Source organism: Enterococcus moraviensis ATCC BAA-383, assembly GCF_000407445.1.
Taxonomy (GTDB): Bacteria; Bacillota; Bacilli; order Lactobacillales; family Enterococcaceae; genus Enterococcus_L; species Enterococcus_L moraviensis.
The window spans coordinates 577,867-592,978 of sequence record NZ_ASWB01000001.1; the positions used below are offsets into that span (position 1 = coordinate 577,867).

Sequence of the window (15,112 nt, forward strand, 5' to 3'; positions counted from 1 at the left end):
CGCTTCATATAGGATTCACGCCCTTTTTTCGACAAGCTTCGATCACTTGTTCCGTTGTCACAAGTTGAAAAAAAGTATCTCTGGAAATCCTACTAGCAGCTGTAGTATAAAAAGTATGATTACTAAAAAACAGAGTTGGTTCAGCTATTGTTAAAAGATTATTTTGGAAAAACAAACCACATCGATCTGATAGTTCTGCAGCAAAATCCAAATCATGGGTTACCACTAAAATGGTTTTTCCATGCTCTGCTAACTTCTTTAATCGTTCAATCATTTGTTTTTTTCCGTAATTATCAATTCCTTTGGTCGGTTCATCAAGTAGTAAAACCTTAGGGTCAGTCAATAAAAGTTTCCCTAACGCTGCCCTTTGACACTCTCCACCGCTTAAATCGAGAGGATGCTGATTCAGGACCTCCTTAATATCCAACCAAGAAGTAATCGTGTCGATACGCTCCGTTTGTTCTTTAACATTCAAGCCTTTACCAGCCAAATAAGCTCGATAGTCCTCTAAAATCGACTCCTTACTAAACATCATTTGTGGTTCTTGCGGTAGATAGCCAACTACGTGCTGATTTTTTTTAGCAGGCTGATCAAAAACCCGTAGTTTTCCACGATAACATTGCTGAATCCCAGCAATCACTTTTAAAAGTGTTGTTTTTCCAGTTCCATTGCCACCAACTAAAGAAAAAATTTCTCCTTCTTCAACAGCTAAATCCACTCCAGCTAAAATGTCTTTGCCATTCTTTTCATAGCGAAACCAACCATTTTTCAGTTGAATACCGAGACTTTTTCTTTTATGCGGCGTACCTTGCTCAACCATGCTAGCAGGAAACTGATTTGGAAAATAACGTGCTAAAAGTCGTTTCCCTTCGACCACTGTGATTGGACACATACCTTGAAAGCCACCTTCGTGATAGATTCGCACAGCACTAGGTAAACTAAGAATAAACCGTTTAAGATCAACGTTTTGTGTTTTGATTTTATTGGAAAGTTGCACAGGAGCATCCGCCAAAATCAAACCCCCTTCCTCTAACACAACTACTTGATCAGCAAATGCAAAAACAGCTTCTAGACTGTGTTCTGCTAATAGAATAGTAATACCCATTTCTCGATTTAAACGGACTAAAATGTCCACAAAATTCTGAGAGGCAATCGGATCCAATTGTGTCATTGGCTCATCTAACAGTAAAACCTCTGGTTGCATCACTAACACGGCAGCCAGATTTAGTAATTGCTTTTGACCACCAGATAGATCACTTGTGTTTTGTTCCATCAACTCTTGAATTCCTAGAAAATGAACCATTTCAGCGATTCTACTTTTGATTTCAAACGCTGGAACACCCATATTTTCTAATCCGAAAGCTAGTTCGTGCCAAACATTATCAGTTACAATCTGATTTTCAGGATTCTGCATGACATAACCGATTTTACTTGTAGAAAAAAACTCAGGCAATGCAGCCATCTTTTCATTAGCAAAAATCACTTCACCCGATTGTGTACCAGCCGGTGTTATTTGTGGTTTCAGCATTTTCAATAATGTTGATTTACCGCTACCAGATGCGCCGCAAATCAACAGAAATGCACCTTTCTCAATGGATAACGAAATATCGTCCAGAACTGGCTTATGACCGCCAGCATATTGAAAAGTTAAATTCTTGATTTCAAGATAGCCCAAATGATCCCCTCCTTGATTCGTTTCACTATAGGGATGAATGCCACTAGGATAATGAGCACATAATTCCATCCATGATTTTGCCATAATAGCGTAAATGATTCAGTATAGGGATAGAAATTGTATTGATAATATCCCTTAGTCAAGGCTATGAAAAATGCCCCACTACAACCAATCAACAAAAAGAGCGCTGCTGTATCCTGAATACGCCAAGGATACGAAATTCGACTGCTTCTTTTCGTCACGCCATATCCTCTTGCCTTCATAGAATCCGCTGTATCCATTGCATTTTCTAACGCCCAAGAAAACAGATTCCCAAATAAATCTAAGCCATAGCTAGCTTTCTCCTTAAAGGTTCTCTGTTGTGTACGCTGAAGTGTTTTTTGAACTTGATTTAACTCCCAATAATATTGTTGAAACAATGGCATAAAACGAAAAATCATGGTTAAAATCAACGTGAGTTTGGGAAACCGTTTGCCAAAAAGATAAAAGAACTGTTCTGAGTCGACTGAAGCTTGAAATGCCTGAAACAGATAAATAACGGAAGCAATCATTAACCCTGAAAAAAAGCCATAGATCAATGCTTCTTGCGTGATTGGTTTGTTCAAAAAGAAAAAAAGGATCGTTCCCCCACGATGGACAAAGAATGGGTTGGTTAGCGTAAGTAACAACACAAGCACCATAGGATAAAGCAACCCGCTTTTTTTATTATTTGCCATTTGCAATAACCGTAAACTTACACTTGCTAGAAAACAAATACTAATGACAATTGGATTTGTGGTACTCATGACAATCAACAACATCAACACATAGTAACTAGACGAAACGAATGGATGACTTGATTTAAAAAAATAGCGATTCACTCCAAGTCTCCTTTCTTAACACGTTTTATAGAAAAATAGATGAAAGCAACAAAAAAACAGCCGTCACTTTTTAAAAGTGTGCTGTTTGGATCGACGATTATAACAGAACGTTATTATGCCAGATCTAGCGAACAGCTCTCTTTACAAAAAATGTAAATATAAAAAGTGAGCGATAAAACCGCAAGCCTGACATAAAATCAGTCTTTCCGTCACTTCTCATTCTATTCATTGCTATATCTTCATTGACATAATCATGCTCAGTTTAACGCAACATCATTGTTGCATATCCACCTTTATTATATAAATTTATGTATCTAAAGTCAATATATCAAACGCTAACAAACACTTTTCATTAGATTTATTGAAACAATAAAAATAGTTCAAAAAAATGAGTTGCCCCAACTTTTTGAACCATTCTTCTTTTTCATTATTGCTGTTGCCAATCTGCTGGATAGGTGACATAAATAAATCGTGCGTTTCCCTTAACAGAAAATTTAATCTGACTCCCTTTTGGAATCAATAATATTTCTCCAGGACCTGCAGAAACAACTCGTCCATCAATCAGAACATCCAGCTGACCTTCAATGATATAGTCTACTTCATCATATTCTAATCGCCAATCAAATGTAGTATCTTCCATCACCATCAATCCGCAGCCTAAACGTGGACTTTCATCCAATGTCACTAAATCTTTACAATACACTTTATGAGCTGGGTTTCCTGTATCCAAACGATCAGCTTCAGATACATTTAATAAAGGTAATTTTACAGACAGAATACCACTTGGATCCACTGTTTTTGTCTCGTTAGCCTCTGGTAAAAGTTGTTCCATTAGAACTTCACGGACAAGGGCACGCACAGTTTCTTCACTAATATTATTCATTCTATACACCTACTTCGCTTCTTTTTTTACCATCCGATTGGTCATAAACATCGCCACTAAAACAGCCGTAACACCACCGACTAATTTTCCAACGATCATCGGGAAAATCATTTCCTTTGCTACACCCGCTGTAAACCCTAAATGATCTCCTAATACAAATGCCGCTGAAACTGCAAAAGCAACATTGATCACTTTACCGCGAGGATCCATATCTTTCATCATTTGAAACATCGGAATACTATTCGCTAAGGTTGCAACCATTCCAGCTGCCGCAACATCGTTCATGCCTAATAATTCACCTAGTTTCATCAGTGGTTTATTGAATAACTTTGTAATGACAAAAACCAGACAAAAAGCACCAGCTAAGGTCAACGCAATGCCACCGACCACTTCGATCCCTTCAGTTACAGGTGTAATCCCTTCGATCACAGTGACACCAATCAATAATTGTAATGCACCTAGAACAAGCCCGAAAATCGCAACGATCACCACAAATTTCCCGAAAATCGTAAAACCTTTGATCATCGCATCAGGTTTTAACCAAAGACCGATCATAATCAACACAGCAACTAATAAGATCGGAACAAGATTTTTTAAAATCATGATCACAGGGAATCCTGCAACCACACCGCCAACAAAGCAGCCAATAGGAATCGTGATCAAGCCAGATAAAACACCTGTTGCTAAATAACGTTGATCCTCTTTTTCAATAATTCCTAATGCAACAGGGATTGTAAAAACAATCGTAGGGCCCATCATTGCACCTAAAATCGCACCGGCAAAAAGACCCGCTTGTGGGTCTTGTGCCAATTGAACAGCTAATGGAAAACCACCCATGTCATTGGCTAACAATGTTGTCGCAAACATGGCTGGATCCGCACCAAGCGCCGTATAAAGTGGTACTACTACTGGTTTCAATACATTAGCTAAAACTGGTGCTAATGTTATGATTCCCACCATTGACAATGCTAGCGATCCCATTGCCATGATCCCTTCTTCAAATTGTTCCCCTAAACCAAATTTATTCCCAATACATTTATCAATTGCGCCCAATACCATGAAAAACGCAATAATGTACATGATTATTTCGTTGATACTCATACACTTCACATCCTACTTTTTTATTCATTCATTTCTACAGAATCAATAATTCCAACAATCACCGCATCAACTGGAATCTCAGGATTATCTAACGACAATCTAGCAGAGCTTCCAGTCGTGATCAATACAACATCACCTAAACCAGCGCCTGTATTATCTGCTGCAACAAGAGAGTTTTGAGGTCCATTGCTTTCATCCAATGCCACGACTAAAAATTTTAGCCCATTTAATTTTTCATCTTTTCTTGTTGCCCATAAACTTCCTTTGACTCGACCGATGAACATGGTATTCCCTCATTTCTCATTAGACCAGCTAATGTTGATGTTTTTTTCACGAATGTACTCTTTTGCATAATCAGTTAGTTTTGTTTTTTCTGAAAGTGTCAATGTCGCGTGAGGCTGAAGATTCTTACTTTGAAGATCTTTAACAGTTATATAGTGGGAATTCTTCAGTTTTTCATAAGGAGGAGACTTTTGTTCAGATACTAACTGTTTAAATGCTGCAATAGAAGTGAACTCGCCACCGTAGCGATAAAACTGCGATTCTAATTCCAACACTTTTTGTTTCAAGGCATATTTTCCCGTTGTTAATAATGATAAATAGGTTCGACCTTCTTTGATCACAATGATTTTTTGCCCTTGTTTGATTGCTTGGATAATAGCTTGTTCCAAATCATTTTTGGGATTGAAATGAATGCTGTTCACTAAATTCTCAAAGGAAAGTTCCGTAATGACTAGAAAATCTAGTTGGTTGTTTTGTAAACGACTTCGTAATGCGCTGGCACATTCAAGATAGAGTTGTGTCTTTTGATCCCCAATAATACATGGCAGATCGTCTAGTTTTTTTTCTTTTAAGCGTGCCATCACTTTCGTTGTAATTCGATCGACTAATTGTTCGAAATCAGTTATTTCCATTTTGATCCCTACTTTACAATATATCCTCGTGTTCCTTTTTTAAATGAGCAGGCATTTGCCTCATCGTAATCAATATGCATCGCTGTCGCAAATTTATCACTGACACGAATCACCACATCATCAAAAATCAATGAACGCTGTTCACTATTAATCCGAACTTTTACGATTTCACCTTGAACGACATTCATTTTCACCGCATCTTTTGCCGCTACGTGAACATGTCTTTTAGCAATAATCAGTCCTTTTTCAAGTGCAACCATTTTACTTCCGTTGATCAATACGACTCCAGGTGTCCCCTCAATATCGCCACTTTCACGAACAGGAACTTTAACCCCTAACGCTAAAGCATCTGTTCCAGATACTTCCACTTGTGATGCTTTCCGTGCAGGACCTAGAATAACGACATTATGCAAGGCCCCTTTTGGTCCCATAATCGTTAGACGTTCTTTTGATGCATACTGACCTGGTTGAGATAAGTACTTATCAATCGTCAATTGATACCCTTTTCCAAATAAACGATCAATATGTTCTTGAGACAGATGAACGTGTCGCCCACTTGCTTCAACTAAAAAGCCACGCTCTTCATTGATTTTAGTGATAACTTGATCGACTAATGTATTGATTAATTCTTCGTTCATTCCTTTTTCACCTCTGCCAAAAAATTTCTATTTCTTTAAAACGAGCAGAAAAAGCAAGCGTTGTTTTATTACTATTTAGAACCAAGGAGACCTTCTTTGATTTAAATACGTTTCCACGGGAACGTTTAACATCGCTTGCCTTTTTCATACTCTGATTTTAGGATCGTTTATTTTGCAGGAGGTAAAATAGCATCTACTTCTGTATGAGGACGTGGGATCACGTGAACAGATAATAAATCTCCCACACGTTCAGCTGCTGCGGCACCTGCATCAACTGCTGCTTTAACAGCACCTACGTCACCGCGTACCATTACAGTCACTAAGCCGCCTCCTACTTGTTCTTTTCCAATCAATGTTACATTTGCTGCTTTCACCATTGCGTCAGCTGCTTCAATTGCGCCTACTAGTCCTTTAGTTTCGATCATTCCTAATGCATTTGCGTTCATAATGTAATTCCTCCTAGAGTTTTTATATTTTTTTTGTTTCTTCTCCTTAATAGCAGCTAGCCAATAAGGGTCAATCTTTTATATACATAATATTAAAAAATATTATTGTAACTTCGCTAAAATCCGTTCAACTAAGGTATCAACAAGCAGATCTTCATTAATTGAAGCAGTTTCTGTATACGGTGCTGGTGTTTCTCTTAGCTCTTCCAGCTCTCGTACACCATAAGCAATTCTACGAACATTGAATAGATTTTCTGGGCTTATATTATCTGATGTTGAGCTACCACCCACAGCTCCACAGCCTAAAGTTAAAGCAGGTGCCATATTTGTTGTGGCACCAATGCCGCCTAAAGCGCCTGGCGTATTGACTAAGACTCTGGAAACTGGTTTTTTCAACCCAAATGCACGGATGATACGATCATCTTGAGAATGAATCATCATGGTATGACCAGCACCTTCTTGGTACAAAATCTCCATTGATAATTCACACGCTTCTTCCCAGTTATCGACAGTATAAAAAGCTAAGATCGGTGCTAGTTTTTCGCGTGAGTAAGGTACTTTATGTCCAACTCGTGTTTCTTCTGCAATCAAAACACGAGCACTTGCTGGAACTGTTAAACCAGTTAGTTGCGCAATCGCTTGAACTGATTTTCCGACTATTTGCGGATTCATACTCCCATTAGCACGCATGATATACTTTTCTAGTTTCGCTGATTCTTCCGTTGAAAGGAAATAAGCTCCCTGTCTCTTTAATTCAGCCACGACTGCTGTTTTGTTGCTTGTCTCTGCGATGATAGATTGTTCTGACGCACAAATCGTACCATTATCAAATGTTTTAGAATCTAAAATTCGTTTGACCGCTAATGGAATATCTGCACTTTTTTCGATATAGGCCGGCCCATTCCCAGGACCTACACCAATCGCTGGTGTTCCAGAAGAATAAGCCGCTTTGACCATGGCAGACCCACCCGTTGCTAAAATCAATGATGTATCTTGATGTTTCATCAATTCTGCCGTTCCTTGCATTGTTGGTTTCATCATGCAGCCGATAGCACCTTTAGGACAACCAGCACTTTCAGCGGCAACTGAGATAATCTTGATTGTTTCCAAAATGGCATTCAACGCATTGGGATGTGGTGAAAAGACGATCCCATTACCTGCTTTGAGTGCAATCAATGCTTTATAAATCACAGTCGATGTTGGATTTGTAGAGGGAATCAACCCTGCAATTACCCCAACAGGGACAGCGACATCAATGATTTTTTTCTCATTATCTTCTTTTAAAATCCCAACCGTTTTCATGTCTTTGATATAATCCCAAACAAATTTTGAAGCAAAGCTATTTTTTACTACTTTATCTTGCCAAATACCAAAACCTGTTTCTTCGTTAGCCATCTTCGCTAATTTTTCACGATTATCATATGCGGCTTGAGCCATTGCTTCACAAATCTTATTGATTTGCTCTTGGGACATCGTCGCCAATGTTTGTTGTGCCGTTTTTGCAGCGTTCAATAGATCTCTGACTTCTTGGATCGAAGCTAAATCTTTATCAAGTGTTACCATCTGTCAGACTCCTTCACTTCTTATCTTTTTTCGAACTTTTTTTCACTTTGCTATTCTTGTTTTTCTTCGTTTCTTCGGGTGATTTTGTCAGATTAGTTTCTGCCACTATTTCATCCTTGATTTCTACTTTAAGCTCTTCTACTTGAGAGGTTAACTGAGCTTTTGTCGTTTCTATCGGAAGGTCTTTCGTTGCTTCTGGTAAAGGATGCTCTTCTAACAATAATGATTGAACAGCGTTATCCATCCTCGCAATAACATGACTTGCACGCAGACAGCCTAATGTTTCAGCAACTACTTTACCAGCATCAACAGCAGCTGTGATTGCGGCAACATCACCGACTAGTTCGATGGTGGTGATCCCACCTTTGATTTTTTCTGATTTTAGCAGTTTGACATTCGCAGCTTTCAATGCCGCATCAGCGGCACAAATCGCGCCTAAGTAACCATTTACTTCAATTAATCCTAAGGCTTCTAACATAATGATTTTTCACATCCTTTAATAAGTGGTAGGATTTTCAGCAACCATTATGACTGCTTCGGCAAATGCATCACATGCAGCCTTGCAAGCCGATTGACTGCCTGTCAATAAGCCTCCACCAAAATTGGTTTCTGAAGGTGGTCCATAAAATGCTGCAACTTCAACATCCGCAGCTTTCAATGCCGCATCCATTCCATACATTGCTTCTAGTGGCGGGGCAATCAAGTAAGCCAATGCTGAACCTTCTTGAATACCCGCCTCTTTGGCTAAATGAGTCCCTGTTCGTGAGACGCAGTGAGCGAAATAAGGGATTGTATTCTCCTCATTTGCACTGTAAAAGCTTGAACCATTTTCAATTTCTTGCACCGCTACAGCTAATCCACTTTTTACTTCTGCCGGACTTGGTCCAGCTAAAATACCGATAACTTCACCAGCCAATTTAGTCGTAGCATTGTCTGCTCCGCCATAAAAACTTTTTGCATAAACAACTTCGACTGCCGCAGCTTTTGTCGCTTCATCCAATGCTACATAGGTTACATCATCACATGTTGATGTAATCAAACCTAAACTACGATGTTGCGGACCTAAGCCTAGTGATGCGGCCATAGAAGGAGCTACATTTGAGATTACTTTGACACTTAATACACTTGCACCTAAACGCTCATTCTTCATTCTTTAGAGCCTCCTTATTCTACTTCTTTCAAGTCGATACCAGATTTTTTATGTTCCAACATTTTATGAATCAATTCCGCAATATAGGCGCCTGCCTCAACTGCAGGTGTTCCGCCGCTATGAATATTGGAAATCACCGTTCGTCTTGCTTCTGGCATTCCCACTGTTGGTTTATAGGCAATATAGGCACTCATTGACTCTGCTGTTACTAAACCTGGACGTTCACCAATCAAATAACAGATAACTTCGGCATTTGTCAGATCACCAATTTGATCCATCGCTGGAACTCGTGCATGTTTGATAAATACAACTGATTCTTCATCAAAATCGAGCCCAAACATTTTCAACCCTTGTTTGATGGAAGGAAGAATTTCTTTGATATTTGCTTCGATTGCTGCGGAGCTTAATCCATCCCCTACAATTACTTGCACTTTCTGATTCGGTTTCACATGCTGGTTGATTTTTGCTGTATTTTCTTCATCAAATTGACGCCCTAAGTCTGGACGAGTCACGTATTCATCTTTATCACGACATTTTGTGGCAACTTCTACAAAGTTCATGGCTTTGATTAAGTCTTCTGAAACATAGGAGAAAACAGCATCTTGTGCCGCTGCATGATCGGCTCTAAAGCGTAACATCGATTGTGTTTTGTAGCGTGGTCCACTTCTCCATAACCCTAAACGAGCAGGTGTTTTTGACTTCATTTTTAAGTAACCTTCACGGTCCACTGGATCTGGTACTAGAAATTGTTTCCGAATATCGACTTCAGTAATATCGTCGATCATTCCATCTTCTATTTGCGCTTCCTTTATAATTCCTTGACTTGTTGGATTCGTTGTTTTTTCGTCAACGAGTGGCTTTGATGTTTTTGTTTCAGTCATTTCTTCTAAAATCGAAACAATCATCGATTTGATTTCATTATTATCCACCATTTATATGTTCACTCCTTTATTTTTTTAAGAATACAGAAGCATCACCAGCTAAATCGGTCAATTGCCCATTTGCCATGAAGCCCATCTTTTCCAACCACTCTTCAAATTCTTTGATTGGACGTTTATTCAGCATTGAGCGAATCGTTGCTGTTTCGTGAAAACCAGTTGTTTGGTAGTTCAACATAACATCATCTCCGTGAGGAATCCCCATCACAAAATTCACACCTGCTGTACCTAGTAATGTTAATAAGTTTTCTGCATCATTTTGATCAGCTTTCATATGGTTGGTGTAACAAACATCACAGCCCATTGAAATTCCTGACAATTTCCCCATAAAATGATCTTCTAAACCAGCTCGAATGACTTGTTTTGAATCATATAAATATTCTGGTCCAATAAAACCGACAACTGTGTTGACCATAAATGGATCGAAGCGTTTAGCAAAACCATAGCATCGTGCTTCCATCGTTACTTGATCGACACCGTAATGCGCATCTGATGATAATTCAGATCCTTGCCCTGTTTCAAAATACATCACATTAGGGCCTGCCACTTGTCCTTGTTGCAGAGCTAAATGTTTTGCTTCTGCAATATCTGCTGCATTGAATCCAAAAGCGGTGTTTCCTTTCTCAGACCCTGCAATCGATTGGAATACTAAGCCTGTTGGAGCTCCTTGTCTCATTGCTTCCATTTGCGTTTTTACATGTGCTAAGACACAAGTCTGAGTGGGAATTTCCCATTCACTTCTAAATTCTTCAAATTTAGTTAGGATTCGTTTGACACTTTCTGTTGAATCGTCAACTGGATTCAAACCGATCACAGCGTCTCCGATTCCATAAGACAAGCCTTCCATCACACTAGCCATGATACCGTCTACATCATCAGTTGGATGATTTGGTTGCAACCGAACAGAAAAGCGTCCTGCTTCCCCAATCGTTGTATTCGCCGTTTTGATGATCACGATTTTTTGTGCTGCATAAATCAAATCTAGATTAGACATTAATTTTGTTACCGCAGCAATCATCTCAGATGTTAAGCCTCTAGCTACTTGTTTGATATCGTAGTCCGTTGTTTTAAAATCTAAGATCCATTCTCTTAATTCTTCTACCGTCCAATGCTTGATACGCTCATACGCTCGTTGATTAACATCATCAATAATGATTCGTGTCACTTCATCTTCTTCGTAAGGAACAGCCGGATGATTAAACAAGTCCTCCATCGTTAATTGTGCTAGAACTACTTTGGCTGCAACACGCTGCTCAGAAGAAACCGCTGCGACTCCTGCCAAACGGTCTCCTGATTTTTCTTCATTGGCTCTCGCCATAACATCCATTACAGATTCAAATTGATAGACTTTACCAAATAATTTCGTTTTCAAAATCATGAAATAAAAGCCTCCTTTATATTTTTTATAATTTAGAAACACTAGGCTTTACTAAAACACTAATGTTTTTACTACCACTGGCAAGACACTTCCATTGATAATTGGTTTACCAATATCAATATAATCCCCGTTTTCAACTTGGATTCCATCAAGACAAACAAACGGATAGTTTTCTGGCAAATAGCTGAATAAAGATTGGCCAAGTGATTTTGCATTATCTTCCTGCACAATCACGATCAACGGGGCTTTTTGAGCAATTTGCTTGGCAAAACCAGCTACGATTGCTTTCGCTAAATCAATGATTTCTTGAAAAGTTGGGCTCTTTTTCCCTATTAAACCTAGTGCAACCATTTGATACTCGTTATCGATCGTAAACCATTCTACTTTTTCTTGGATCACAGAAGCTAACATTTCAGCATCAGCGGTTTCATCTACCTTGGCTAGCTTCAACACTGGAACATTTTTAACAGGTAAGATCTGTGCATCATACGTAATTGTACTGCCACTAACTTTTGTGGTGTGAGAACCTGCTCCCACAACGGTTGCTCGGATTGTTTCAATCGAAGGGATCACTTTTTTCTCCTGGAATAATCGTGATACAGCAATCGCTTGTCCTAACAGACAACCAATATCCCCATATTTAAAAGGGTCTAGCTGCTCCTCCTGAAAACAATCTGCCACACCACCGGAAAATGACAAACACTCAATATCCGTGTCCCTTTTTAAGCCTTTATTTGTGATCAATAATGAATAGTACAGATTTTCCTCACCGATTCCTACACAATTTTCTAGGACTGAAACTAATACTTGAATAATTGGTGTTAAAAGTGAGGCAGTTGCCACCATTCCTTCTTTGATTGGCCACTGCTCTTTGGCAATGATTTCCTTTAGTTTGGGCGCAATGTAATGAATAACTCTTGTTTGGGGATCTAAACGAATCAAACGTCCTCCGATATCAAAGCAAGCGGTATCCAATAAATCGTCATCATTAAATAAGGCTAAATTTGTCGTCCCACCACCAATGTCAAAATTAACCACAGAAGTATGGTGCTCTTTAGAGTAGGTTTGGGCACCTGCACCTTTGCCAGCGATAATGCTTTCTAGATCAGGTCCAGCTGTTGCTACAACAAAATCTCCAGCATACCCACTCATTGCTTGTAGTACTGAGCTTGAATTATCTTTCCGAGCGGTTTCTCCAGTAATGATGACCGCTCCGATTTGAATTTCTTCTTTTTTGATGTTTGATTTCACATATTGAGCATCTAAAAATGTTTTGATTGCTTCAACATCGATAATCTTATGCTCTTTTAATGGCGTGAAGATAATATCACTACGAAATATGACTTCTTTTTTGGTGATTTCAATTCTTGGTATTGTAAAAGCTGAAGCCATATTATTCATTGTTAACTTTGAAATCACCATTTGTGTTGTTGATGTTCCTAAATCGATCCCAACGCTAAGCATTGATTCTGTCATTTTTTCACATCCTTTCAAAAAAAATAGCGCTTAAAAAACCTTTACGAAAGTTTTTTAAGCGCCTTTGCTTATCTTAGACAAACCTCTTTGTTTATCTATATATTATTTTTTAAAATAGAAAAATGTTTTGGTCCCTTGCTCACTAGAGGTTATTTCTAATTTGCCACGTAGTTTTTCTTTGACATAACTTGTCACGATTTGTAGACCTAAATTATTTTGACCTTTTTTGTTTTGCTGATAACCGATACCATTGTCTTCGATAGAGATGTTGACATATTGATTTTTTTCATAAACTCTCACCTGGATATGTCCCTGTTTACGATCAATAAAAGCATGGTCATAACAATTTTGAATCAATTCATTTACTACTAAAGCAATCGTAACAACTGTATCGCTTTCTAAAATCAATTGGGTTTCAATTTCTGAATCGATGGTAATATGATAAAGGTTTTCGTAGCAACGGTGCATATTCTCGACGACTGAGTCTAAGACAGATTTCAAAGAGATATCATCTTCCAGTTGTTTGGAAAGAAGCTCATGCGTTCTTGCAATAGCCATGATTCGATACACACTTTCTGTCAAAACTTTTTTTGCTTCATCCGTTTGACAGCGTCTTGCTTGAATGCTTAAAATTGACACAACGCTTTGCAGATTATTTTTCACGCGATGGTGGATTTCTTTGATGACAACGGCTTTGTCACTGATTTCTGCTTCTTTTTTGCGTACTTCAGTAACATCATGAATAATCACGATGACTGTTCCTTCAGCTTCATCAAAAATGTATTTCATTTCAAAATATAAATTGCCAAATTTGATTTCTTTTTCCATTGAACTGGCGACATCATTTCTAGATCTTAAATAATTCAATTGCTCAAACGTTGACATGTCTAAGGATAAATTATCATAATGCATACCAAGAATATCTTCTAAATACCCAAATTCGTGATAATAGGATTCTGCGGCACGATTCATTTGGACTAAATACCCTTTTCGATTAAAAATCAAGATTCCTTCATCTATATTATCTGTTACGAATTCTTTTGAGGTAATCGGAATTGGAATATTCTGGTAGTTTTTTGCTTCACTTTGAGCAACTAAAAAGTTTTTCATTTTTTCATCGACTGAATCTTCCACAATCACAACACCTATATTTTTTCTTTGATTCCGAATTGGGTAAACCCGTTGGCGTACCATTACATTTTCTTGAGAACGAGCAAGTAAGCCAACTGTGTTTAATGACGTTTCAAAGGTGCGATAAACAGCTGCTTCATTTTTTCGCTGGGCCTTTTCGCCAACAATGTTTTTGGAGTACAGCGATTGTTTCGACAATGGCTCTCTTTGGAAAATCACCACAGCATCGCCAGTCAGTTCATTGATAACATCAATAAATACATCGTTATCTGGGTATAAATTTCTCGTCAAAATATGATTTGCTTGTGTGATCAATTCGTTGATATCTTCTTTAGACAGCTCGGTATATTCTTTGCATAGCTTTTTGATTTGTTGCATTGAATTAATCATCAGAAGCCACAAACATTTCGGCGATCTCAGCGATTGGACAACGTTTATTCATACTTAACTCTCTTAATAATTGATATGCTTGATCTTCAGATAAATTTTGTTCTACCATAATGATTCCTTTGGCTTTTTCGATCAATTTTCGATCTGACAATTTTTTTGTTAACTTCTCTAGCGAAACTTCATATTCTCTTGCTTTCGTTCCAGTTGCAATCGCAACTTCAACCATTGGTGTCAGTGATTTTTCCATAATTGGTTTAATCAAGTAGCCGCTAATGCCATACTTTTTAGCTTTTTCTATGTTCTCTTTATCGCTATAAGCAGTTAAAAGAATAATCGCTTTCGCATATTTCTCTGCTAAAATTTTCTTACTAGCTTTTAGTCCGTCTAAAAGCGGCATACTGATATCCATGATCACAAGGTCGGGGTGATGGGTTTTACAAAGTTCGATGGCTTCGATCCCGTCGGCAGCTTCACCTACTACATTGTAGTTTTCAGCTTCCAGCATCCCCCGGATATCCATTCTTGTAATAGGTTCATCGTCTACAATGACAATTCTTCCGTTCATAATG

General features: G+C 38.3%; 16 protein-coding genes. All 16 read right to left on the reverse strand.

What is annotated here, in order from left to right:
- Nucleotides 1–4: 4 nt before the first annotated feature.
- Complete coding sequence (locus tag I586_RS02750; protein WP_010764698.1) at nucleotides 5–1,675, reverse strand: ABC transporter ATP-binding protein; 1,671 nt, start codon at nucleotides 1,673–1,675, stop codon at nucleotides 5–7.
- Nucleotides 1,648–2,535, reverse strand: a complete 888-nt coding sequence (locus I586_RS02755) for an energy-coupling factor transporter transmembrane component T (protein ID WP_010764697.1) — start codon at nucleotides 2,533–2,535, stop codon at nucleotides 1,648–1,650. The genes I586_RS02750 and I586_RS02755 overlap by 28 nt, the downstream gene beginning before the upstream one ends.
- 427 nt (nucleotides 2,536–2,962) lie before the next feature.
- A complete protein-coding gene (locus I586_RS02760) occupies nucleotides 2,963–3,418 on the reverse strand; it encodes an AraC family ligand binding domain-containing protein (RefSeq protein ID WP_010764696.1) in 456 nt (151 codons plus the stop codon).
- 9 nt (nucleotides 3,419–3,427) lie between these two features.
- Nucleotides 3,428–4,519: an ethanolamine utilization protein EutH gene (eutH, locus tag I586_RS02765; RefSeq protein ID WP_010764695.1), complete on the reverse strand. Its 1,092-nt coding sequence runs from the start codon at nucleotides 4,517–4,519 to the stop codon at nucleotides 3,428–3,430.
- A gap of 20 nt (nucleotides 4,520–4,539) precedes the next feature.
- Nucleotides 4,540–4,803, reverse strand: coding sequence for a EutN/CcmL family microcompartment protein (locus I586_RS02770; RefSeq protein ID WP_010764694.1), 264 nt, complete (start codon nucleotides 4,801–4,803; stop codon nucleotides 4,540–4,542).
- Nucleotides 4,804–4,812: 9 nt separating this feature from the next.
- Nucleotides 4,813–5,433, reverse strand: coding sequence for an ethanolamine utilization protein (locus I586_RS02775; RefSeq protein WP_010764693.1), 621 nt, complete (start codon nucleotides 5,431–5,433; stop codon nucleotides 4,813–4,815).
- Nucleotides 5,434–5,441: 8 nt separating this feature from the next.
- Nucleotides 5,442–6,071 carry an ethanolamine utilization phosphate acetyltransferase EutD gene (eutD, locus tag I586_RS02780; RefSeq protein WP_010764692.1) on the reverse strand — a complete coding sequence of 210 codons (630 nt, stop codon included), beginning with the start codon at nucleotides 6,069–6,071 and terminating at the stop codon, nucleotides 5,442–5,444.
- A 167-nt stretch (nucleotides 6,072–6,238) separates the two neighbouring features.
- Nucleotides 6,239–6,517 carry a BMC domain-containing protein gene (locus I586_RS02785; RefSeq protein WP_010764691.1) on the reverse strand — a complete coding sequence of 93 codons (279 nt, stop codon included), beginning with the start codon at nucleotides 6,515–6,517 and terminating at the stop codon, nucleotides 6,239–6,241.
- Between the two features lie 102 nt (nucleotides 6,518–6,619).
- On the reverse strand, nucleotides 6,620–8,080 hold the full coding sequence (locus tag I586_RS02790; RefSeq protein WP_010764690.1) for an acetaldehyde dehydrogenase (acetylating): 1,461 nt from the start codon (nucleotides 8,078–8,080) through the stop codon (nucleotides 6,620–6,622).
- A 13-nt stretch (nucleotides 8,081–8,093) separates the two neighbouring features.
- Nucleotides 8,094–8,558 carry a BMC domain-containing protein gene (locus I586_RS02795; protein WP_010764689.1) on the reverse strand — a complete coding sequence of 155 codons (465 nt, stop codon included), beginning with the start codon at nucleotides 8,556–8,558 and terminating at the stop codon, nucleotides 8,094–8,096.
- A gap of 18 nt (nucleotides 8,559–8,576) precedes the next feature.
- Nucleotides 8,577–9,230 carry an ethanolamine utilization microcompartment protein EutL gene (gene eutL, locus I586_RS02800; RefSeq protein WP_010764688.1) on the reverse strand — a complete coding sequence of 218 codons (654 nt, stop codon included), beginning with the start codon at nucleotides 9,228–9,230 and terminating at the stop codon, nucleotides 8,577–8,579.
- A 14-nt stretch (nucleotides 9,231–9,244) separates the two neighbouring features.
- Nucleotides 9,245–10,159: an ethanolamine ammonia-lyase subunit EutC gene (eutC, locus tag I586_RS02805; RefSeq protein ID WP_034701710.1), complete on the reverse strand. Its 915-nt coding sequence runs from the start codon at nucleotides 10,157–10,159 to the stop codon at nucleotides 9,245–9,247.
- A gap of 19 nt (nucleotides 10,160–10,178) precedes the next feature.
- Entirely contained in the window at nucleotides 10,179–11,546 is a 1,368-nt protein-coding gene (locus tag I586_RS02810) for an ethanolamine ammonia-lyase subunit EutB (protein ID WP_010764686.1), read from the reverse strand.
- A gap of 51 nt (nucleotides 11,547–11,597) precedes the next feature.
- Nucleotides 11,598–13,022, reverse strand: coding sequence for an ethanolamine ammonia-lyase reactivating factor EutA (eutA, locus tag I586_RS02815; RefSeq protein ID WP_010764685.1), 1,425 nt, complete (start codon nucleotides 13,020–13,022; stop codon nucleotides 11,598–11,600).
- Nucleotides 13,023–13,124: 102 nt separating this feature from the next.
- Nucleotides 13,125–14,543, reverse strand: a complete 1,419-nt coding sequence (locus tag I586_RS02820; protein ID WP_010764684.1) for a sensor histidine kinase — start codon at nucleotides 14,541–14,543, stop codon at nucleotides 13,125–13,127.
- Complete coding sequence (locus tag I586_RS02825) at nucleotides 14,536–15,108, reverse strand: ANTAR domain-containing response regulator (protein WP_010764683.1); 573 nt, start codon at nucleotides 15,106–15,108, stop codon at nucleotides 14,536–14,538. The genes I586_RS02820 and I586_RS02825 overlap by 8 nt, the downstream gene beginning before the upstream one ends.
- Between the last annotated feature and the right edge of the window lie 4 nt (nucleotides 15,109–15,112).